Origin of the sequence: Salipaludibacillus sp. HK11, from assembly GCF_047795645.1 — a bacterium.
In the GTDB taxonomy this organism is placed as follows: Bacteria; Bacillota; Bacilli; order Bacillales; family Salisediminibacteriaceae; genus Salipaludibacillus.
On the sequence record NZ_CP181045.1, the window covers coordinates 5,126,387 to 5,147,649 of the forward strand.

General features: G+C 35.2%; 20 protein-coding genes, 3 tRNA genes and 1 other RNA gene. 16 read left to right on the forward strand and 8 right to left on the reverse strand.

Annotated features, from left to right (window positions below; all coding sequences use genetic code 11):
* The first annotated feature begins 196 nt into the window (after positions 1 to 196).
* Positions 197 to 913, forward strand: a complete 717-nt coding sequence (locus ACM26V_RS24355; protein WP_416149344.1) for a lytic transglycosylase domain-containing protein — start codon at positions 197 to 199, stop codon at positions 911 to 913.
* 104 nt (positions 914 to 1,017) lie between these two features.
* Here the strand turns inward: ACM26V_RS24355 and ACM26V_RS24360 are convergent, their stop codons facing one another.
* Both ACM26V_RS24360 and ppx read right to left on the reverse strand, forming a co-directional pair.
* Positions 1,018 to 3,138, reverse strand: a complete 2,121-nt coding sequence (locus tag ACM26V_RS24360) for an RNA degradosome polyphosphate kinase (protein WP_416151958.1) — start codon at positions 3,136 to 3,138, stop codon at positions 1,018 to 1,020.
* A gap of 91 nt (positions 3,139 to 3,229) precedes the next feature.
* A complete protein-coding gene (ppx, locus tag ACM26V_RS24365; protein ID WP_416149345.1) occupies positions 3,230 to 4,768 on the reverse strand; it encodes an exopolyphosphatase in 1,539 nt (512 codons plus the stop codon).
* A 317-nt stretch (positions 4,769 to 5,085) separates the two neighbouring features.
* On the opposite strand from ppx, the gene ACM26V_RS24370 reads away from it, so the two are divergent.
* From ACM26V_RS24370 to ACM26V_RS24385, 4 genes are read left to right on the forward strand one after another with little or no spacing between them, the layout of a single operon-like run.
* The gene (locus tag ACM26V_RS24370; protein ID WP_416149346.1) at positions 5,086 to 5,910 is read left to right on the forward strand and encodes a metal ABC transporter ATP-binding protein; all 825 of its coding nucleotides are present in this window, start codon (positions 5,086 to 5,088) and stop codon (positions 5,908 to 5,910) included.
* Positions 5,907 to 6,740, forward strand: coding sequence for a metal ABC transporter permease (locus tag ACM26V_RS24375; protein ID WP_416149347.1), 834 nt, complete (start codon positions 5,907 to 5,909; stop codon positions 6,738 to 6,740). Before ACM26V_RS24370 ends, ACM26V_RS24375 begins: the two co-directional genes overlap by 4 nt.
* Positions 6,741 to 6,762: 22 nt before the next feature.
* Entirely contained in the window at positions 6,763 to 7,623 is an 861-nt protein-coding gene (locus ACM26V_RS24380) for a metal ABC transporter permease (protein ID WP_416149348.1), read from the forward strand.
* Between the two features lie 15 nt (positions 7,624 to 7,638).
* A complete protein-coding gene (locus ACM26V_RS24385) occupies positions 7,639 to 8,097 on the forward strand; it encodes a Fur family transcriptional regulator (RefSeq protein WP_416149349.1) in 459 nt (152 codons plus the stop codon).
* 184 nt (positions 8,098 to 8,281) lie between these two features.
* On the opposite strand, the gene ACM26V_RS24390 is transcribed toward ACM26V_RS24385, so the two are convergent.
* Entirely contained in the window at positions 8,282 to 8,848 is a 567-nt protein-coding gene (locus ACM26V_RS24390) for a 5' nucleotidase, NT5C type (protein WP_416149350.1), read from the reverse strand.
* A gap of 101 nt (positions 8,849 to 8,949) precedes the next feature.
* Here ACM26V_RS24390 and ACM26V_RS24395 point away from each other — a divergent pair, with 101 nt between their 5' ends.
* Positions 8,950 to 9,369 (forward strand): DUF4190 domain-containing protein, encoded by a 420-nt coding sequence (locus tag ACM26V_RS24395; protein ID WP_416149351.1) that lies wholly within the window; start codon positions 8,950 to 8,952, stop codon positions 9,367 to 9,369.
* A gap of 145 nt (positions 9,370 to 9,514) precedes the next feature.
* On the opposite strand, the gene ispG is transcribed toward ACM26V_RS24395, so the two are convergent.
* Entirely contained in the window at positions 9,515 to 10,621 is a 1,107-nt protein-coding gene (ispG, locus tag ACM26V_RS24400) for a flavodoxin-dependent (E)-4-hydroxy-3-methylbut-2-enyl-diphosphate synthase (protein ID WP_416149352.1), read from the reverse strand.
* 96 nt (positions 10,622 to 10,717) lie between these two features.
* A complete protein-coding gene (locus tag ACM26V_RS24405) occupies positions 10,718 to 11,080 on the reverse strand; it encodes a hypothetical protein (protein ID WP_416149353.1) in 363 nt (120 codons plus the stop codon).
* A 349-nt stretch (positions 11,081 to 11,429) separates the two neighbouring features.
* Here ACM26V_RS24405 and ACM26V_RS24410 point away from each other — a divergent pair, with 349 nt between their 5' ends.
* Together ACM26V_RS24410 and ACM26V_RS24415 are read left to right on the forward strand one after the other, a co-directional pair.
* A complete protein-coding gene (locus ACM26V_RS24410) occupies positions 11,430 to 12,305 on the forward strand; it encodes a DUF1002 domain-containing protein (RefSeq protein WP_416149354.1) in 876 nt (291 codons plus the stop codon).
* A gap of 265 nt (positions 12,306 to 12,570) precedes the next feature.
* On the forward strand, positions 12,571 to 13,200 hold the full coding sequence (locus ACM26V_RS24415) for an NfeD family protein (protein ID WP_416149355.1): 630 nt from the start codon (positions 12,571 to 12,573) through the stop codon (positions 13,198 to 13,200).
* A gap of 275 nt (positions 13,201 to 13,475) precedes the next feature.
* Here the strand turns inward: ACM26V_RS24415 and ACM26V_RS24420 are convergent, their stop codons facing one another.
* The 3 genes from ACM26V_RS24420 to ACM26V_RS24430 all read right to left on the reverse strand — a co-directional run bounded on the left by ACM26V_RS24420 (position 13,476) and on the right by ACM26V_RS24430 (position 15,657).
* Positions 13,476 to 13,718, reverse strand: a complete 243-nt coding sequence (locus ACM26V_RS24420; protein WP_416149356.1) for a helix-turn-helix domain-containing protein — start codon at positions 13,716 to 13,718, stop codon at positions 13,476 to 13,478.
* Between the two features lie 627 nt (positions 13,719 to 14,345).
* On the reverse strand, positions 14,346 to 14,681 hold the full coding sequence (locus ACM26V_RS24425; RefSeq protein ID WP_416149357.1) for a helix-turn-helix domain-containing protein: 336 nt from the start codon (positions 14,679 to 14,681) through the stop codon (positions 14,346 to 14,348).
* 193 nt (positions 14,682 to 14,874) lie between these two features.
* Entirely contained in the window at positions 14,875 to 15,657 is a 783-nt protein-coding gene (locus ACM26V_RS24430; RefSeq protein WP_416149358.1) for a DUF1189 domain-containing protein, read from the reverse strand.
* 275 nt (positions 15,658 to 15,932) lie between these two features.
* On the opposite strand from ACM26V_RS24430, the gene ACM26V_RS24435 reads away from it, so the two are divergent.
* The 8 genes from ACM26V_RS24435 to ssrS all read left to right on the forward strand — a co-directional run bounded on the left by ACM26V_RS24435 (position 15,933) and on the right by ssrS (position 21,219).
* Positions 15,933 to 17,531: a Na/Pi cotransporter family protein gene (locus ACM26V_RS24435; RefSeq protein ID WP_416151959.1), complete on the forward strand. Its 1,599-nt coding sequence runs from the start codon at positions 15,933 to 15,935 to the stop codon at positions 17,529 to 17,531.
* Between the two features lie 138 nt (positions 17,532 to 17,669).
* Positions 17,670 to 17,746 (forward strand) — tRNA-Met (locus ACM26V_RS24440).
* Between the two features lie 22 nt (positions 17,747 to 17,768).
* Positions 17,769 to 17,845 (forward strand) — tRNA-Ile (locus tag ACM26V_RS24445).
* 16 nt (positions 17,846 to 17,861) lie between these two features.
* Positions 17,862 to 17,954, forward strand: a tRNA-Ser gene (locus ACM26V_RS24450).
* 160 nt (positions 17,955 to 18,114) lie between these two features.
* Positions 18,115 to 18,465, forward strand: a complete 351-nt coding sequence (locus ACM26V_RS24455; protein WP_416149359.1) for an iron-sulfur cluster biosynthesis family protein — start codon at positions 18,115 to 18,117, stop codon at positions 18,463 to 18,465.
* Positions 18,466 to 18,713: 248 nt separating this feature from the next.
* Complete coding sequence (locus ACM26V_RS24460; protein WP_416149360.1) at positions 18,714 to 19,322, forward strand: superoxide dismutase; 609 nt, start codon at positions 18,714 to 18,716, stop codon at positions 19,320 to 19,322.
* Positions 19,323 to 19,714: 392 nt separating this feature from the next.
* Positions 19,715 to 20,971, forward strand: coding sequence for an MFS transporter (locus tag ACM26V_RS24465; RefSeq protein ID WP_416149361.1), 1,257 nt, complete (start codon positions 19,715 to 19,717; stop codon positions 20,969 to 20,971).
* Positions 20,972 to 21,033: 62 nt separating this feature from the next.
* A non-coding RNA gene (gene ssrS / locus ACM26V_RS24470) (6S RNA) lies at positions 21,034 to 21,219 on the forward strand.
* The last annotated feature ends 44 nt before the right edge of the window (positions 21,220 to 21,263 follow it).

A 21,263-nucleotide genomic window follows, 5' to 3' on the forward strand; every position in this document is an offset into this window, starting at 1 on the left:
AAACCTAATCGAAAGTACCTGTGTATAGTACACAGGTACTTTTTATTAATATATAATACCATCTTTAGTAAAATACAGGTGTAAAAAGGACAATTTAACCTATTCTTAGGTCTCATTAGTTGCTTTTCTACTCAGCATCAGTTAACATCCTAAACTGTACACATAGATGTGCAGTTTCAAAAGGAGGGACTAACTCATGCGTGTTCAAACGCTTGTGATGATATTAGTTATTGCTGTCCTGTCTGGTGTCTCAATTGTATTAGGAAATGAATATCTTAATACAAAAGATAAAATACAAGAATTAGAGATAGCCAAGGAAGAACAAAAAGAGCAGCAGCAAATGGATTTAGAAATCGAAAAATTGAAAGGATATATTAATCACCTGCCAGATGAATACCAAGTGTCAGGCTTGGAAAATTGGCAAGAGGCAAAACAAGTATCAAACCACTTATATGAAGATAGTGATGGAGAGTTTAAGAAAGATTGGGGAACCTTTCTAGCTCTCGAAGCACAACAAAGAGAGGTCAATCCACTTATTGTTTACGAATTGCTAAAGATAGAGACGGGTGGTGTTTTTGACCCTGACTTAATTGGTCCAGAGACGAAATATGGACATGCTTATGGTTTAGCCCAATTTATGAAAAATACAGGGCCGTGGATTGCAGATATGGCAGACCTTCCATATGAAGACGAGATGTTATTTGATCCGTACTATGCAATTCAATTATCAATCGTATATTTGGATTTTCTTTACGAGGAATATGGAGACTGGGATCATGCACTAACAGCCTATCACAGAGGAATGTATGGATTAGAACAGTATATTGAAGAGAATGGGGATGCGAAAAGTTGGTATGCTGTTGAAATTCAGGAAAATGTAGAAAAAAGTACTCTATTGTCGTATGACCAATAAAGTAGGGAATGAAGAGATCCTTTTGAGGTTCTCTTCATTTTCTATAACAAGATATTTAGTGAACAGAATTGTCTCCTTACAGAAATGTGAGGTTTTTCAGAAACTTAATTGTCCTCGAAAAATACTGCTGCTTGTTCATGGAATACATTTTGGCTCATAATAGTAGGGGTATCGGTAGTCCGTGAAATGTATTCATAACTGCCATCAGGTTTTTGGATCCTAGCTTTAACATTATCACGTAACGAAAGCATTAATACATCTTTTATGCGCCGTTTTATTGATTGTGAATAAATAGGAAACAAAAGTTCAATCCGCTTTTCCATGTTACGAGTCATCCAGTCGGCAGAAGATAAAAATATCTTTTCTGTTCCATGTTGATGAAAATAAAAAATACGACTATGTTCGAGAAATCTTCCAACAATACTACGAACAGTAATGTTCTCACTGACATGAGGAATTCCAGGCCTAAGACAACAAATACCGCGTACAATTAAATCAATGTTAACACCAGCTCTGCTTGCCTCATAGAGCTTTAAAATAATCGGTTTATCTGTAAGTGAATTCATCTTTGCGATAATATGACCGTCACCATGTTCTTCCTGATATTTTATTTCTTCATTAATTAGAGTTAGAAACGTTTCTCTCATATCGAAAGGAGAAGTCGATAACTCTATCCAGTTCGGCTTGTTGCTGAAACCACTCAAATAATTGAAAAAATTTGTAGCATCACGACCAAATGAGTCTTTAGTTGTTAAGAGTCCCATATCTGTATAAAGTTTAGCTGTTGAATCATTATAGTTTCCAGTTCCAAGATGAACAAAACGCTGAATTTTTTCATGATGATGACGAATAACCAATGTTATTTTACTATGAGTTTTTAATCCGGAAATCCCATAGATAACATGTACACCCGACTTTTCCAATTTTTTTGCCCAATGAATATTTTTTTCTTCATCAAATCTTGCTTTTAATTCAACAAGAACAGTTACTTGTTTGCCTAATTCAGCAGCTAGCAATAAAGCTTCAATAATTGGTGAGTCCCCACTCACTCGATAGAGTGTTTGTTTAATTGCTAAGACATCTTTATCGCCAGCAGCTCTAGTAATAAAGTCAACGATCGGTTGAAACGATTCGTATGGATGATGAAAAAATAGATCTTTTTTCAAAGCTGCTTGAAAAATATCACTTTCGTCACTCAAATCTGCAGGTGGCTGTGGAACGGATGTTTCATGAATCAATAATTCGAAGTCGGGAGCTACCTCGTCATAAAAAGGCAATAAAAAGGACAAGTCAATAGGTCCTGACACTTCGTATAAATCTTCAACACGTAGTTCAAGAACATTCGTTAAAAACGAAAGTACTTTGGGGTCCATATTATCTCGTTTCGTCTCCAACCTAATGGCAGCACCCCATTTTCTTTTTTTTAATTCCTTTTCAATTTCTCTCAATAGGTCGCTTGCATCTTCTTCGTGAATCGTTAAATCAGCATTTCGAGTAATACGAAAGGGAGAAACTGATTTTACTTTATTCCCGCTGAAGAGGTGATCAATAAAGTGGCTAATCACATCTTCTAATAATACAAATTGGTGTGAAAGGTCGTCTCCTAATACAGGTAAATATCTTTTTAAAACCGCTGGAACTTGAACGATTGCTAATTTATCGGCTTGCTCGTCTTCATTCCCCTGAAGAACAACAGCTAAATTCAGACTTTTATTTAAAAGCATCGGAAACGGTCGGTAAGCGTCAATTGCCATCGGTGTCAAAACGGGTAAGATGTAATTCTTGAAATGATTAGAAAGGGCATCGTATGCTTTTCCTGTCAGTTTACTTATTTGTAAAAACGTAATTCCCTTTTGGGATAGTGTAAATCGTAATTCTGAGTTGTATAAATCGTCCTGTATTTCGACGAGACGGTGTGTTTCGAATGCAATTTTTTTTAATTGTTGTTTTGGTGTAAGTCCAGCCTTATTTTCAGGCTTGTTAAACCCAGCTTTAACCTGATCTTTTAATCCAGCTACTCGCACCATAAAGAATTCATCGAGATTTGAGCTGAATATCGCCATAAATTTTAATCTTTCTAACAATGGATTTTCTTTATCTATCCCTTCTTGCAACACTCGTTTATTAAAACTTAACCAGCTTAATTCACGATTGTTATAATATTTTGGGTCATTTAGATTTATCTCTTTGTGATTTCCGTGTAGTTTCAACAGAGAACCCTCCATCTTTTGCGCATTGGAAAGAAGAATCATCATTAGTTTATGCAAGATCTTTCTCATTTAGATTAGCAAATCATTGTTAAATTGGTGTAAAGATTTAATAATCTTCCTCAATAAAAGATAACTCGATCGATTTTTTAAGTGAACGTTCTAGATGTTTTTTGTATTTATTTGCGTGGTTAGATTCAAAATACACATCACCCCTATAAAAAATAGATAACTCAATTAATTTAGAAGAATTTTTCGTCATTTCAATTCGTTTAACAATATCTCTTTTGGATACATTTAGGCCATAGCAAAGCTTTAAAATCGCACCCATTAGTTCAACATTACTTAATTCTTCCTTTGAAATCCAGTGTCGAAAAGGTTCAGCAAAACGTTTTAATTGAGACTGAGATTTAAACGAAGAAAGAAAGGCGATTGTTAACCTCTCAAAGTGAGAAAGTCCGTCTATTGATTGATTTGTTAGTAGATAGAAACTATGCTGACTTTGCGATTCTGGGTGAATAGTGTATCCAAGATAGAAAACATTTGCTCCCCATTGAATATGCTGTAAGTCTTGCTGGGAAAGGGTAACATCATTTAAAGGAAGCAATTCCTTTGCAAAGTAAGATGACAAAATAGCGATTCTTTTTTGATGGTCTTGATCTAGGTTATAGGTGACGCCTAACTGGTAAAAACTTTCGCTTGTAACATTAGGGAAGTGAGTGACTTCCATTGGTTTAAGTAAGATTTCGTAAAAAAGTCCATCGCGAAGTCCTTTATTACTTATTACAAATTTATCTGAATTGGCATGTTCAATTAGTTCCTCAATAGCAGCGATACCAGGCAAAATAATATCTGCACGATCTTTAGATAGACCATCTACTTTTTCTCTCTTTTTTAAAGACAGTGAGGAGAGTTTACCTTGAATCGATGCAACATCTTTTTTTGACATTTCATATTGATGTAAACCTGAAAGAGGATAGTCAATGTAATTTTGATGAACAAGAGCAATATTTCGAGCTGTTCCTCCAATTCCGATGACAGGGACCTCTTTTCCTTTTAACCAAGGGAGGGTATCGTATTGTTCTTTTAAAAATTTCCGTATGTTATCCCATTCACTGTCTGTCGGTGTATGATTCTTGACGAATTCTTTTTTTAAAGTGAGTGCGCCGAAAGGAAAACTATGTGAATGTTTTAATTCTCTATTTTTAAAGTAGGTGATCTCTGTACTCCCACCACCTATGTCTATCGTAATTGCTTGAGAAATATTTGTTGAGTTCGTGATTGCTAAATACCCGTAATAAGCTTCTTCATGCTCTGATAAGACAGAGATTAAAAAGGGAGTTTTTTCAGAAATGGCTTGTAAAATTTCTGCTTTATTTTCTGCATTTCTGATAGCGGCTGTAGCAACACCTCTAATCTCCGTTAGTTGAAAATCATTTATCACGCTCTCGAACTTTGCTAAGGTACTTAAAATAACCTCTATTCCTTCTTGAGTCATCGTTCTTTCATTTGTAATATATGTACTTAAACGTGCGGTTACTTTTAAATTTAATACCTCTTTATAGCAACCGAGGCGATCAACCGCATAAATGACAAAGCGAATCGAGTTGGAACCCATATCGATAATACCAATTTGATGAGCTTTCATTTTGGAAGCCTCCTTTTAAATTAATTGGATTATACATCTAACCTTCTAGCTTTTCGATAGGTAAATTGTTAAAGTGAAAGTTTGGCTCATGAAGCTTGTGGCCAACGGTAATAATATCTGAAAGTAAGATATAGTGAATCTATGCTCAATGTACTAGATATTATCTTATGACTTCTATTATATAGGGGTTGGCTTAAAGATGCGAGAAGGTCTACTAATACAAGTCAAACTGAATTATTTACAAACGGTTATTGCTCGTGTATACTACGGTAAGGAAATAAATCGTAATGATTCTTATATGTAAAGAGGTATCGGGTATGAATAATAAATTAAAGCCACTAGCAATAGATATTCATCAACTATCATTTGCTTATCAAAATCAAAATGTTCTTGAAGACATAAACATGAAAATTCCTCAAGGATCTTTTCTTGGTTTGGTTGGCCCGAATGGTTCAGGAAAATCGACACTAATAAAATGTTTACTTGGCTTACTTTCACCTCATCAAGGAACGGTAAAATTATTTGGAGTTGATGTGAAAAAATTTGATCATTGGAGTGATATTGGTTTCGTCTCTCAGAAGGCGAACAGCTTTAATAGTGGTTTTCCAGCAACGGTTTTTGAAGTGGTATCGATGGGATTATACGGAAAGGTAGGTCTTTTCCGGTTTTTAAATAAAAAACATAAAGAAAAAGTCCGAGAAGCGATAGCGCAAGTTGGAATGGAGGATTTTATAGACGCCAACATAGGTCAGCTTTCAGGTGGTCAGCAACAAAGAGTTTTTATAGCGCGAGCGCTAGTGAGTGATCCGAGTTTACTGATCCTTGATGAACCGACAGTAGGTGTGGATGCAAAATCGGTTAGTAATTTTTATACAATGCTAAAAAAATTAAATGATGAAAAAGGGATCACGTTAATTCTTGTAACACATGATATTGGAGCGATGTCAGAATATGTAACTGATGTAGCTTGCTTAAATAAATGCTTACATTTCCATGGAGATAAACATGCATTTGATAAAAATAAAGAAGAAATGATGACCGCTATGTACGGCCATGAAGTTAACCTACTCGAACACAACCACGATCACGATCACCACCATCATCATCATGATCATGATGATGGGAGGAGAGACGTAACATGATCGAAGTTTTCTTTCAATTTGATTTTTTACGTTATTCTCTGTATACGGGACTGATGATCGGCTTCTTAGCTCCAGTTGTGGGGGTATTTATCGTTGTCCGTCGGTTATCAATGATGGCTGATGCGCTTTCACATATTACATTAACAGGAATAGCGTTTAGTTTATTGTTGGGAAGGAACTTTAGCTTTTTTGCTGGATTGAACCCTGTTTATATGGGAATGGCATTTTCAGTAACTGGTGCTCTTTTGATTGAAAAATTGAGACATGTCTATCGATTTTACAAAGAACTAGCGATTCCAATTATTTTATCAGCAGGAATTGGAGTAGGAGTTGTCTTTATTTCTTTGGCTGATGGATTTAATAACGATTTGTTTAATTATTTATTCGGTAGCGTTGTCGCGATTAACCAAACCGATTTTCGAGTTGTTGTTGTATTAACAATTCTTGTTTCAATTGTACTTCTTTTATTTTATAAAGAACTGTTCTTTCTAAGTTTTGATGAAGACCAAGCAGTAATCTCAGGCTTACCTAAGCGGTCACTTCATTTTCTTTTCATGGTATTAGTCGCACTAGTCATAGGAATCTCGATGCAAATTGTCGGTATTCTACTCGTATCTGCATTGATGACTTTGCCAGTTGCTTCTGCAATGAGGTGGTCTAGAGGGTTTAAGCAAATGTTTCTCTATGCCGTATTATTTGGAGAAGTATCTGTTGTTGTGGGAATGGTCACTGCGTTTCATCTTGACTTAGCTCCAGGGGGAACCATCGTCATGACGAATGTACTTTTGTTAATTTGTTCGATTGCTTTAACGAAAAAACGATCTTTATAATAGTAGAATAAGGTGAATATGAATGATGGAATTACTACAACAAATTACATTTCTTGAAAGAGGGATACTTGCAGGATTAATGATTGGATTTATTTGTCCTGTTATTGGCGCGTTCCTTCTCATACGAAGAATGACGATAATCACGGAAGGGTTATCTCATATTACATTAACGGGAATTGCAGCAGGTGTGTTAATGAGTCAAACGTCTGTATTATTGGCATTTATCAATCCTTTGTACACGGGGTTACTTTTTTCGTTGATTGGTTCGTTACTAGTAGAGAAATTACGGCAAATATATAAATATTTTCAAGAGTTAGCTATTCCGATCATTCTTTCATCAGGAATTGGTTTAAGCGCAATTTTCATTAGTCTCTCCTCAAGTGGTAATGCGGAATGGTACAATTATTTGTTTGGCAGTATTGTGACGGTTACTCTAAGTGATTTAGTATTTATTTTCATGACAGGTTTTGTAGCATTGATCCTGTTAGGTGCCTTTTATAAAGAGTTACTATCGATATCGTTCGATCAGGAATTTGCAACTACATCAGGAATATCAGTGAAGAAAATGAATTTTTTATTTTCAGTTTTGATTGCTCTTGTTATTTCGATGTCTATGAAAGTAATTGGTATTTTACTCGTTGGTGCAATGGTTACTCTTCCAGTAGCAGCTAGTATGCAATTTGCAAAAAGCTTTCGTCAAGTTGTATTTATTGGTATCCTATTTGGAGAGACATCAATAATTGGAGGGATGATGTTTTCCTATTTCTTCAATATTGCCACAGGTGGAACGGTTGTCGTTACTGGTGTTGTTTTATTGATATTGGCTTTGATTATAAAACGAATCATAAATTTATTAAATAACTCGCGACTTCGTTCGTCTTAAAGGAGGTTTTATCCATTGAATGTGCAACAAGCGATGAACAAATTGAAAGAAGAGGGATATAAGCATACGGATAAACGCCTAGATATGCTACAGTTATTTTCTGATGAAAGTCGTTATTTAGCAGCTAAGGACGTATTGGAAGCAATGAATGATAAGTATCATGGGTTAAGTTTCGATACAATTTATCGTAATTTATCTGTGTTCTCTGAACTAGGAATACTTGAGGAGACAGAATTAGCTGGCGAAAAGAAATTTCGCTTCTCTTGTTCAACCGAACATCACCATCATCATTTAATTTGTCTTGATTGTGGTAAAACAAAACATATTCATGAGTGTCCAATGGACACATCACCGATAGCTGATGAAGGGTTTCATGTTGTTGGTCACAAATTTGAAGTATATGGCTATTGTGAACAGTGTGGGAAGTCGAAAAGTAATATAGATCCAGATGAAAAAGCGATTCCTAAGAATTAATTCAGGAATCGCTTTTTAAAATAGAGTCTGCTGAAAAATTAAGATTTTTGAAGTATCAGATGATTTATTTGTATCAAGAGGCTGTCCCAAAAAGTATTATCGGTGACGGTTTTGAAAATATTGCATAAGAAGAAGTACCCAACAAGGCTAGATACTTAACAACCTCTCGGCCTCTGTTGATTATCTAACGGAATAAGTTATCAACTATTATTTTGGCTTCATTCCAATGCTGTACTCGATGCACATTAGAGGGTACAGCTAATTGGTTATAAGGGGTGTCGATAAGGATAACAGGAATATTGCATTCTTCAGCTATGTTACAAGCATTATCATGCTTATCTTCAAAAAACACGTCCACTTTGTGCCGTTTAACTGCATTTAGTTTGTCATGTTGACCTAGAAGCTCAATGTGATCGTATGGGATAGTCAAACGATGAAACCAATCAACCGTCAACTCATGGACGTGTTTTGGTCTAGCGCTTATATAATAAAGTTCATATCGTTTTTTCCACTCTGTTAAAATATTTTTAGCGTGGACTGCCATTTGTGCATGTTGATACATAAATGGCTCATGAATGCTCATCCACTCTGTAAACTCTTTTGAGCTGATTTCTAATACTGTTGTGAGGTCATAATCAACAATGTCATTTAGTGTTAGATTTTTTTTGAAATGTTTATTCAAATGTGGGATAAACGTAGCGGGATCTGTAATTGTTCCATCAATATCAATCCCTAATCGGTATTTATACATTTTTTCACCTACTTTTCACAATGTGTAATATTTCCTCTTATGATTTTATTGTCTCATCCCCATACTAATTGTACAGCCTTGTAAAGGGAGTGAGATTTGTCATGACTGAAGAGGAAGAAAATCGCTTAGAAGAAGAGAGAACGTTTGAAAATATTGAAGACCAGCAGACCGGCGTTCCAGTGGAACCGGAAGTGTCATACCAATATGATGAAGAAACTGCGGCGGAATACACACCGAATCCTGGTCTAGTCGGAGGCAGAGGAACTACAGAAATTTCCTCTGATAGGACTAGAGAACAAGTAAAAGAAGAAGATGAGACAGCAGGAAAAGGAGTTGGGGCGTTAGGTATTGCCTTATCTATTGTCTCCCTATTTTTTTTACCGGTAATTTTCGCTATAGCAGGGATTGTGTTTGGAGCAATTGCTGTGAGAAAGAATCGTCAAGCGCTGGGTTATACAGCGGTTGCGATAGGGGCCTTCTCATTAATCATGAGCTTCTTCTTTGCACCATTTGTCGCATAAGTAAAGCGAAGGGTAAAATCTCCCTTCGCTATCTTATTTTGTACTTAAAGAATGTTTAACTTCGCTAAAGGATTAAAGTATAAGATAAACTAAGGCTTTCGCCATGAAGGACTTGGCGAAAAGCCAAGATATCCTAAATTTAGTCTTAAACTTCGAGTTGCTTCTGTCTCTCTTTTTCGTAGTGAGCCTCTGCCAATACGTTAATTTCTTTTTTTAGTTCTTCAACTAACTGATCTTCTGGTACTTTACGAATTGTTTTCCCTTTACGGAAAAGTAGTCCTTCGCCTCTAGCACCAGCAATTCCAATGTCGGCTTCTTTTGCTTCACCTGGACCGTTAACAGCACAACCTAGAACAGACACTTTAATCGGAGCTTTAATTGTTTGAAGATATTCTTCCACTTCATTGGCAATGCTAATTAAATCGATCTCAATCCGTCCGCAAGTAGGGCAAGAAATGAGTGTTGCCGCATTGGTAGCTAAACCGAATGCTTTTAGTAATTCTTTAGCTACTTTAATTTCTTCAACTGGATCAGCACTAAGAGAAATTCGAACTGTGTTTCCAATACCTTTTTGTAAAAGTACTCCTAGTCCAGCAGAGCTTTTTATTGTACCAGCGAATAAAGTTCCTGACTCGGTGATACCTAAATGTAATGGATAGTCAAAAGCTTCCGCAGCTTTTTCATAAGCTTCTACAGCTAGACCGACGTCAGAAGCTTTCATAGAAACGATAATATCATAAAAATCTAAGTCTTCTAAGATTTTTATATGGTGTAGCGCACTTTCAACCATACCCTCTGCAGTGGGGTAACCATATTTTTCTAAGATACGATTCTCCAATGAACCTGCATTGACACCAATACGAATAGGGATTCCTTTTGCTTTAGCAGCATTAACAACAGCTTCGACTTTTTCTTTACGACCGATATTTCCAGGATTAATCCTGATTTTATCCGCACCGCCTTCAATCGCTTTTAACGCAAGCTTATAATCAAAGTGGATGTCTACGACGAGAGGGATATTAATTCGTTTTTTTATTTCAGAGATTGCTTCAGCATCTTTCATTTCTGGACAAGCAACTCGAACGATTTGACAACCTGCCTCTTCAAGTCGGTTTATTTCAGCAACGGTTGCGTCAACATCATGAGTCTTCGACATAGTCATGCTTTGCATAATAACCTCGTCACTTCCACCAATTGTCAGTGATCCTACCTTTACTTTGCGTGTATCTTTTCGATGAGTTCTTTGGGTCACTCTTCATCGCCCCTTTATTTACTTAAAAATACGTGTAGTTTTTGCCTAACGTCTTACATTGTAACAATGAGAGGACAATTGTGGCAAGGGGAATGATTACTCAATAGGTGTTTGTTCGTATAATGGAAATTTATATACTTCACCAGCGATTAATTTGTCGGCGGAAATGCCAGGATTTAACGATTCGAAGTCAAATAATACATCCCCTAGTGGAATAGCAAAGTTAGAAGCGTCGTGAAGCTGTTGTGTGACGCCATAAACAGTTTGTCCAGGTTCAACCATTACTTCTTGAAAAGGCAGCGGAGAAATCGTGAGAGGCATTTCTTCGTTGTTTTCAGTTAATTCCTCTTGTAGACTCTTTTCTTTGGTGGATTTTTCCGGAATTGTTCCTGTTGTTAAGTCTATTCTGACACTTATAGCAATTGTAATTATGATGAGTAAAAGAATAATAGGACGCAAAATGAACTCCTCATTTCTATCATTGTCTACTATAGTATATGATTGTCTAGTAAAATTAGAACTAGATGATATAAAAAGATTTAGTGATTTAAAACTATTAATCCAACGAGTTCTGTATCCCTTTAACACTGGCACTTGAGTACTTTTTATTCATTGTTGTAACGTTTATAGAATGAAAAACGTCTTATTTATTAAGGCCGTTCAAAAAAATACTATTACAGAGACTTACATGTTATTGTTTGGATGCGAATAAGAAGAAATAGTCCTTTCGTCACTATCTTTTTTGTATGGTATAGTGTTTTCTAGTAGTGTGGATTGATTTTGAATTCTACGAAAAGGGGTTTGAGAAATGAAGAAACGATATAAAATGATGATTGCAACGCTAGCTTTTTGGATGCTGCTTGCATCGACAGGTTTAGCTGACGCAGCAGTTGGTGATGAAATTGTAACCTTAGGAGAAGACTTATCTCCTCAACAAAAAGAAGAGTTATTGGATGAAATGAATGTGAATGAAGATGAAGTACTAGTTGTAACAGTTTCAAATGAAGAAGAGCATCAGTATTTAGGAGAACACATTAGTGCTTCCGTAATTGGGAGCAATGCACTTTCTTCCTCGAAAATTACGTTGCTTGAGGAAGGCGAAGGGATGGATGTAGAAACCAATCGGATCACTTGGGTATCGGAAGGCATGTATGCGAATGCTCTGATTACAGCGGGTGTGAAAGATGCGAATATTTATGTAACAGCACCTTTTGAAGTGTCTGGGACTGGAGCATTGACTGGACTAATTAAAGCTTACGAGACATCGATGGATGCAGTAATCCCTGAAGATCAAAAAGAAGTTGCAAATGAAGAACTAGTGAAAACCGCTGAACTTGGTGATAAGTACGGTGTAGAAGATGCAACAGAACTGATGGCTAGAATTAAAGAGGCTATGGCTGAAGAAAATATTGAAACGGAAGAAGACATGAGGAATTTGATTGAACGTATTGCTGATGAACTAGGCATTACTTTGTCTGAAGATGAATTAAATGGTCTTATTTCACTTTTTGAGAGAATGAAAAGCTTAAATATTGACTGGGATGCAGTGCAAAACCAAATTACTTCGATTCGGGATAATATAGGAGATTTCATTGGAAGTGAAGAAGGTCAAAGCTTTTTCCAATCTATATTAGATTTCTTTAATAATGTTATTGATACGATGAGAGGTTGGTTTAGCTCGTAAGTATCTTTTCCTTGATTATTCAAACGAACGACTTAGATATATCTAAGTCGTTTTTGTGTATCCTTGTCTATTTTATCTAGATTGGCTGAATTGTAGCACTTAATTCGAAAATTAAAATTAGGACAAATAAATTGAAAAATATCAAACACAACGTAGTAAAGCAATTTTATGAAACTTTTTCTTATGGTCGTTCGTATTATGAACATACTAGCTATATCTGATACAATAATTGTAATGAAATAGGTTTTTGAGAGGAGGAAATCTCATGGAATTCTTGGATCAAGCGATATTTGGTTTTTTAGTGGTTTTTATTGGTACATTATTTATATTTGGTGAGGTAATGGTAAGAACAAAAGGAATTTTTGGTTTAATTGGTATTGTGATTATGGCCATTTATTTTTCTTATCATTTAACTGCAGGAGACAGTTTCTTAGTAGTCGTCTTGTATTTGATAGGGTTAACGCTAATTATTTTTGATGGGAAAGTAACGACGGATGGTACGATTGCTGCTGTCGGAATTTTATTAATGGTGCTAGGATTGGCTTTGCCTGCCCCTGATTTAACATATGGAATTCTAGTAGGTATGGCATTTATTATAGCTGCACCAGCTGCTTATTTATTTACGAAAGTATTCCCTAAGCGAACCATGTGGGAAAAAATGACATTGAAAGATAAATTATCGAGTGAACGTGGATATAATTCTATGAACGAAGATTATCACGATTTAGTCGGTAAAACAGGAAAGACAAAGACACCATTTCGACCAACGGGTACAGTGGAAATAGATGGAAAACTGTATAGTGCCACCTCTGACAACCAGTGGTTAAACGAGGAGCAAGATATTAAAATAATTTCAGTGGATGGAACAAGAATCGTGGTAGTTCCAGAAAAATAGACTAATAAAGAAGCAATTGGAATTATTCTGATTGCTTTTTTTATTTTATCAAAACGAATCGTTAGTCGAAATATAAATTAGAAAAACTTGGCTTGTCGCCAAGTCTTTCACGGCGTAAGCCTTAGTTTATCTTATACTTTAATCTTTAGCGAAGTTAAACATTCTTAAAGGATAAGTAAAAAGGATGGCAGAATAGATTGCTCTGCGATCCTTCTTTCGTTAGATGGAGTGGTACTACAAAGTAGACTTTGCCTGAAAATGTCGTTAGAGAAACCTTAAAAAGAATTTTGTTTTTGCTTGTTTGGGAGTTCATTAATTATTTTCTCTTGATACATAAGTGACGATAAAGGAAGGTCAAGGGTGTAAAATATTCTTTTTACTATTTCTATCGATGGGTTTTTTTTCATATTACGCTCTAAATAGCTTAAATAAGATTTTGAAACTGCTGTCTTTCTAGATAATTCAGATAATGTTAATCCCTTTTCCTTTCGCCGATGACGAATCATATCTCCTATCATCCAAGTTCCTCCTTCTAAATCGTTTTATAAACATACAGTTCATTATAACGCACAATTGATAGTTTTTAAAAAGAGAAAAAGGAAGAATATGAGAGCATTTACGATATATAGAACGAATTTGTTCTGTATAATGGTTAAATCGTTTATTTTAAGACTTTTCAAATCTGAAGTTTGTAGGCTATACTGTAATCAAATTCTTAATAAAGAACGAAATAGGACAAAGAGAGTTTTAATAGAGAATTGAGGGGAAATATCGAGTTAGGTTATGGAGTGAAAACTATTTAGGTGTATTGATTCATGATAAACTGTTTTAAAATGCTAACGCATTGAAGCATTAATAAGTTCTGCGAGTCATTCTATCGTATAGAGTAGAAAGAAAAAATGTGAGATAAAATAGCAGTGGGTATTGGTAAATAATTGTTGACTTTCGAAGTTTTTATTACAAAAGCATTTGGTCCAAGAGGAATACGAGTGATAGGATCAATCGAAAAATGGTTAATGCTATCACTCGTTAATCTAGTTAAAACAGGAAATAATAATCGTTTACGTTTTTACTGAAAACGTAAAAATATCATAATAATAGTCTAAGAAGAAATTAGTTAATAAATTCTATTTTAGACTTAGTGATTACTTATTTTTTATTTTCCACTTATTAAATTCTAAGAATTCTTTAAATTCATCTTTTGAGACACCAGAATCCATTGCTTCCTTAACCAATGTTTGCCATTCATTATCTAAATTATACTCATACTCATCACCATCATCTTGATGATCTTTTAATAATTGGTTCATCGTTACTTTTAAAACCCCAGCAATTTTTTCTAGAAATTGAATAGAAGGGTTTGTTTGAATATTTCTTTCTAAGGCACTTAAGTAGGATTTGGCAACCCCTGCCTTTTCTGCCAACTCTGTCAATGACATGCCAGCTTCTTTTCTGTACTTTTTTACACGTTCACCTACCATAAAGGGCCTCCTCAATAAAATCGATGTATTCATTATATAACTTACTGGTCATATTCTGTTCGTTATAAGAGATATATGTATAATATATCATATTTTTTAAGCAAAGACGTTTTTTTTACAAATTTTTTCGATTTCACAGCAAAAAACGACATTCATTTTTAGAATGTCGTTTTTTGACGTCGAATTCGCGATACTAAAGTTCTGTTGGAGATTCTTTCGTATTGTTTGGAACATATTTTAGAACAGAAATCATCATAAAGGTAGCGATAATCCAGTAAATTGCTAATGAAAAAGGAATATTTATCCCAATCAAATCGATGATAGCAAATAAAATGGTTGGAAGGGTAACGACATAGGCAGATAACACCCAACCTTGACGATAAGATAATTGCTCTGCTTTATTACGTTTTAATAATAATGTAATTACCGATAATACTAAAATACCTATAAATTTCATTCCTGTAGTAAAAATATATACTAATAGAATTATGAAAGAGATGATTAATGGAAGAAGGTCACCTACCGTGTTTACAAAGTTATTCAGTTGATCCTTTGAAATATTGACTCCAAATTCTTGGTAACTTATGGTGTCGGGAGTTCCGCCTGCTATAAATGCTGCTTCTCTCTCTAGTAACAAGAGTGCGGAGTCATACTGATAAGCGTCTTCTAGTCGATATTCTCCTGTTGAATCGAAAATGATGGTTGTATCACCATCCTCTATAATCATGGGTTCGTCTATATCAGAGTGAAGAACACCATTCTCAATAGAAAAATCAGGGATAGAGTCAATGACATCACCTTCTACATCGTTAAAAATATTAGTGACATTGATTCCTATAAAAATCGCCATTGGAATAGACACAACAAGCATTAGAAAGAAAACATATAGAATTGTTTTCCCTATTTTTTGAAAGCGGAATTTCGATATTGTTTCTGGTGAATGTAAACTTTTTATTAATTGTTGAAAGATATTCATTTTTTCACTCCTCTAGAAAATTTATAAATAGATCTACACGTAATACTATTACATTTTTAAGTGTAAATGACCAGTAATAATGGAGGATTTTGCAAAAAAAATCTAATATAATGTAAATATGTAGATATAGTTAGAAACTTAACACAATCTTTACAATTCATTAACAAATAATTAATAATAACAAAGTACGATGAAGAACGGTGATACATATAAGAGAATAATGACGAAAGCTGGGGGATGAGGTTTTGGAATTAGAGTTAAGAGACCTATTGTTCATGTTTATTGGTGGACTTGCCATCTTTTTATTTGGAATTAAATATTTAGGTGATGGTCTTCAAAAAGTTGCAGGAGATAAGTTAAGAGATATATTAGATAAGTTTACGAGTAACCCCGTTATGGGTGTGATAGCAGGTCTCGTAGTTACTATTCTATTACAGACAAGCACTGGCACCACGGTTCTTGCTATAGGGCTAGTTAATGCAGGTTTCATGACACTCCGTCAATCTATAGGTGTTATTATGGGGGCTAATATTGGAACAACTGTTACCGCGTTTATAATCGGATTGAAAATTTCAGATTATGCTTTACCTATTATCGCGATAGGGACTTTTTTGATTTTCTTCTTGAAAAATAAAAAAGCAAATAATTTTGGGCAAGTGTTTTTTGGTTTTGGAGCACTCTTCTATGGTCTAAATTTAATGGGGGATGGCCTTCGTCCTTTAAGAGATCTACAAGCTTTCGCTGACTTGACAGTTAGCATGAGTGAAAATCCTATTCTTGGAGTTGTAATAGGTGTTATTTTTACTGTAAGTGTACAAAGTTCAACAGCAGCAATTGGATTATTGCAGCAATTATTCGCTCAAGGTACAATTGGTTTAGATGCGGCATTGCCAGTATTATTTGGAGATAACATTGGTACGACTATTACAGCTGTATTGGCTTCGTTAGGAGCTTCTATTGCTGCAAAAAGGGCTGCTTTATCCCATGTTATTTTTAATTTAATTGGCACAGCCATCGTGTTGGTAGTAATTCACCCTTACATTTCCATGATGGTCTACTTACAGGAGCGAATGTCTCTAAATCCAGAGATGACAATTGCTGTTGCTCACGGGATTTTTAACGTGTCCAATGTGCTAATACAGCTACCTTTTGTCGCGCTATTGGCGGTTGTAGTTACAAAGTTTATCCCTGGTACTGAAACGGTTATTGGGTACAAAGCGCAACACTTAGATCCGGTTTTGATTTCGCAATCTTCTTCGATTGCTTTAGGTCAAGCCAAAAAAGAAACGTTGCGAATGGCAGAACTGTCCAGGCAAGGTCTTGTTGAAGCATCACAATTTGTTGAAACAAAACATAAGCGACATGCAGAATTAGCTTACCAATTTGAAGATGCAGTGAATAACCTTGATAGAAAAATTACCGACTACCTAGTGAAAATTTCGACAAACTCACTAACAGCAGAAGATTCTAGGTTACATTCAATGTTGATGGATACTGTCAGAGATATTGAACGTGTTGGTGATCATATGGAAAATGTTATCGAATTGACTGAGTATCAAATAACAAACAAAGTGAAAATGTCAGAGTTAGCTATGCAAGACTTGCGAGAAATGTTTGCATTAACGATAGAAACATTAGAAGAAGCCGAAAAAGCATTAGAAAATGGCGATATTCTTGCAGCTCGATCAGTCGTTATCAAGGAAGATCGGATCGACAAAATGGAGCGTCAACTTCGAAAAAAACATATTATGAGATTAAATGAGGGGAACTGTGAAGCTTCTGCTGGGATAGTATTCGTTGATATGATAAGTAATTTAGAAAGAATTGGAGACCATTCAGTTAATATTGCAGAGGCAGTACTAGATGAAGAATAATATCATTACCATATTAATGTGTTGGAGTGAGATTTTTTCCTCTTAAGCGCGTTAATATTTAATACTAAAATAATGTATTGACATAATTTATTTATTCATGGTAAGATGTTCATTGTCTGATTAACCAAACAAATTAATGGCGGTGTAGCTCAGCTGGCTAGAGCGTACGGTTCATACCCGTGAGGTCGGGGGTTCGATCCCCTCCGCCGCTACCATGATAAATCATGTTCTCTTTAAGGACCCTTAGCTCAGTTGGTTAGAGCTGACGGCTCATAACCGTCCGGTCGTAGGTTCGAGTCCTACAGGGTCCACCATTTTTAAAGTTAATAAGGAGGAATACCCAAGTCTGGCTGAAGGGATTGGTCTTGAAAACCAACAGGGGTGTCAAAGCCCGCGGGGGTTCGAATCCCTCTTCCTCCTCCATTTAACAATTAACCACTCATTGGCATTTATGCTAGTGAGTTTTTTTATTGATATTTTAAGTAGCAGTTATTCGTTTTATATTTTCTTTAAGCAATTAATTTGTTTATATTGGTGAGAGCCATCATAATTATAAGAAATGATCTCGTTAGGAGGGTGTTAAGTGAAAATTAAAATAACAGATACGGCTAAACAAATAATAATAGAGCAAGCTTCAGATACTAATAGTCATATTTTAGTTTTACAATATGATACTGATGGTTGCGGGTGTGTCGTTAACGGAGTAAGTAATCTTGTTGAAATCACTGAAGACAAGCTTACAGGCGAAGAATTATTAATAGAGACTGAACCAAAACCGTTTCGAGTTGCAATTCAAAAGAGGGTAGAATGGGTTTATGATAATGAATTAATAATTGATTTTTCAGACTCAGCAAATATGCTCCAATTAAAAAGTCCAAATCAAATGATCAACCCAAGAATGACGTTTAATCCATTACAAAAAACAGAAGTGTAATACGACAATAGATTAAAATAGTTTTTCCTAACTTTTTAAATGGATTATCAGAATAAATGAAATTATCTATCTTTCTTTTGAAATTGGAGGTTTATCGTTTGTAAGCAAAGGGAATATTTGATAATGTAAAAAGTATAAAAGGATAACCCATTTCTCATGTTGGAAAAGGTAGTGTCTTTGTGGGATGATTTTCTTGTTATAAGAGAAACATCAATTCCTACATACAATTAATCAAGGAGGAGATATGAATGTCATTTTCTTTACCCGAACTACCATACGCACACGACGCATTAGCACCACACATTGATGAAGAGACAATGAAAATTCATCATGGTAAGCACCATAACACGTATATAACGAAGCTGAACGGTGCTCTTGAAGGTCATAGTGATCTTGAGGGGAAAAGTTTAGAAGAATTATTAACGAACCTAGATGGTTTACCTGAGAGCGTTCGAGGTCCTGTACGCAATAATGGTGGAGGTCACTTTAACCACACATTATTTTGGGAAATCATGTCTCCAGACGGTGGCGGATCACCAACAGGTGAACTAGCCGCAGCTATTGATAAAACTTTTGGTAGCTTTGACAAATTTAAAGAAGAATTTAAAAATGCTGCTCTAACTCGATTCGGTTCTGGTTGGGCATGGCTAGCAGTAAATAACGGGGAGCTTGAAGTAACAAGCACACCAAACCAAGATACTCCAATTATGGAAGGTAAGACTGGTATTCTAGGTGTAGATGTTTGGGAGCATGCTTACTATTTAAAGTACCAAAATAAGCGTCCTGATTATGTTGATGCTTTTTTCAATGTAATTAACTGGGATGAAGTTGCTAAACGTTACGCAGCAGCAAAATAATAATTTTATTGTGCCACAAAACCAATTTGGTTTTGTGGCACTTTTGTTGATAAGTAAAATTGAAAGAACCGCTAAAGAATATTAAAATACATATTTTGATATAAGAACCTTGATTAATGTGGTTACAGAAAAATCATAATCAAGTAATCTAGGAAAGAAAGCATAAACTTACTTAGGAAGCTAGCGAAAGAAGATATGCTGAATAGCGCATACCTTATCTTCTTTTAAAAAAACTCCCCTCCTAACTTGCTCATTAAATCACAATAAAAATATCCACTTCTTCCAATTTGAAGTATTTGCTGAGACTTCTCTCCTAATGGAAGAATTAATGGAATATCCTTTTGTTCTAGTGACAAACTAGATTGAGTGTGAGTAAAAGGAGCGTTGGTTGGATGGGAAAATGGGTTAAAGCTTTGGTAGGAGATATAGAATTAAATAGAGATATTGAATTACTATTAGTTATTGGTGGGCTATATGCGTTAAGTATTGCCTTGTCGAATACATTTGTTAACGTTTATTTATGGAAGCAATCAGAGGATTTTATGAAGTTGGCTATTTACAATCTGTTTATTGTCATCATGCAACCTTTGACTTTTATTCTTGCCGGAATGTGGGCAAAAAAAATTGACAGGGTAATTGTTCTTCGTCTTGGTGTAATATTTTTGTCAATATTTTATTTGACAGTACTGACGCTTGGAGAGTCAGCTGGTAAATACATTATATTATTAGGAATATTGTTGGGTATAGGATATGGATTTTATTGGCTGTCTTTCAACGTATTAACATTTGAAATAACAGAACCTGAAACAAGGGACTTCTTTAATGGATTTTTAGGACTTCTTACTTCATTTGGAGGTATGGTAGGGCCATTTTTTGCAGGAGTAGTTATCACCTACATGGAAGAACTGACTGGATACACTGTTGTTTTTGCTTCATCTCTATGTTTATTTTTAACTGCTGTGATATTGAGTTTCTTTTTAAATCGGCGATCAGCAGAAGGGGCTTATCATTTGTATGATGTGTTTCAATCAAGGAAGGATTACTCTCCATGGAAGAAAGTATTAATGGCGAACTTTTTCCAAGGATTAAGGGAAGGTACGTTTATTTTCACGATTGTTGTTTTGGTATTTATTTCAACGGATAGTGAACTTGCTCTTGGAACCTATGGTCTAATTGTTTCAGCAACTGCTTTTGCATGTTACTATTTAATTGGAAGATTTTTATCAAAGAAACATCGCAAAAAGGCAATTCTCATTGGAGGATTCATTCTATACGTTGCAGTATTCTTAATTATTTTTGATTTAAATTTTGCGAGATTAGTTACATATGGTGTTATCGCTTCTATTGCTTATCCATTACTGCTCGTACCGTATTTGTCATTATCATATGACGTGATTGGAAGTGGTTGGAAGGCTAGAGAAATGAGAATTGAATATATTGTTATTAGAGAATTATATTTAGGTACAGGGAGAATTACATCGATTTTACTTCTTCTATTATCGATTTTTGTATTTGGAGAGGAGAAGGGGATTTCAGTAGCATTAGTGGTATTGGCAATCGGTCATTTGTGTATTTATGGCTGGATTAAGTCGATTCACATACCAACAACTCTTGATAAGGAAACGTTTACGGCATTGAAAAAAAGATGATTTAGTGACGTAAGTCTCCTTTTCTAAACCATTGATTAATGATATAATAATCTACAAATAATACATGCCTGCGGTGTTGGTGAACTTCGAGTTTAATTCGAACCGAACACCAATTCACACGGGATCCTTACATTAAAATTCCGACAGCAAGCCTGGTATTTCAGGAAGCTGGAAGTTTTTTTGCGGGAACCCACCTGCCTACGGCGGGTTCGTGAAATCTGGAAGATAACCGCACATGCGGGCCACCTTTTTAGACACCTTGTGGATAAGGTGTCTATTCTTAAGTTCTAGC

Excerpts from the sequence above, each read along its gene's own strand:
- ACM26V_RS24355 (WP_416149344.1), top strand. The coding sequence starts at position 197 with ATGCGTGTTCAAACGCTTGTGATGATATTAGTTATTGCTGTCCTGTCT.
- ACM26V_RS24360 (WP_416151958.1), bottom strand. The coding sequence starts at position 3,138 with ATGGAGGGTTCTCTGTTGAAACTACACGGAAATCACAAAGAGATAAAT.
- ppx (WP_416149345.1), bottom strand. The coding sequence starts at position 4,768 with ATGAAAGCTCATCAAATTGGTATTATCGATATGGGTTCCAACTCGATT.
- ACM26V_RS24370 (WP_416149346.1), top strand. The coding sequence starts at position 5,086 with ATGAATAATAAATTAAAGCCACTAGCAATAGATATTCATCAACTATCA.
- ACM26V_RS24375 (WP_416149347.1), top strand. The coding sequence starts at position 5,907 with ATGATCGAAGTTTTCTTTCAATTTGATTTTTTACGTTATTCTCTGTAT.
- ACM26V_RS24380 (WP_416149348.1), top strand. The coding sequence starts at position 6,763 with ATGATGGAATTACTACAACAAATTACATTTCTTGAAAGAGGGATACTT.
- ACM26V_RS24390 (WP_416149350.1), bottom strand. The coding sequence starts at position 8,848 with ATGTATAAATACCGATTAGGGATTGATATTGATGGAACAATTACAGAT.
- ACM26V_RS24395 (WP_416149351.1), top strand. The coding sequence starts at position 8,950 with ATGACTGAAGAGGAAGAAAATCGCTTAGAAGAAGAGAGAACGTTTGAA.
- ACM26V_RS24410 (WP_416149354.1), top strand. The coding sequence starts at position 11,430 with ATGAAGAAACGATATAAAATGATGATTGCAACGCTAGCTTTTTGGATG.
- ACM26V_RS24415 (WP_416149355.1), top strand. The coding sequence starts at position 12,571 with ATGGAATTCTTGGATCAAGCGATATTTGGTTTTTTAGTGGTTTTTATT.
- ACM26V_RS24420 (WP_416149356.1), bottom strand. The coding sequence starts at position 13,718 with ATGATAGGAGATATGATTCGTCATCGGCGAAAGGAAAAGGGATTAACA.
- ACM26V_RS24425 (WP_416149357.1), bottom strand. The coding sequence starts at position 14,681 with ATGGTAGGTGAACGTGTAAAAAAGTACAGAAAAGAAGCTGGCATGTCA.
- ACM26V_RS24430 (WP_416149358.1), bottom strand. The coding sequence starts at position 15,657 with ATGAATATCTTTCAACAATTAATAAAAAGTTTACATTCACCAGAAACA.
- ACM26V_RS24435 (WP_416151959.1), top strand. The coding sequence starts at position 15,933 with ATGTTTATTGGTGGACTTGCCATCTTTTTATTTGGAATTAAATATTTA.
- ACM26V_RS24460 (WP_416149360.1), top strand. The coding sequence starts at position 18,714 with ATGTCATTTTCTTTACCCGAACTACCATACGCACACGACGCATTAGCA.
- ACM26V_RS24465 (WP_416149361.1), top strand. The coding sequence starts at position 19,715 with ATGGGAAAATGGGTTAAAGCTTTGGTAGGAGATATAGAATTAAATAGA.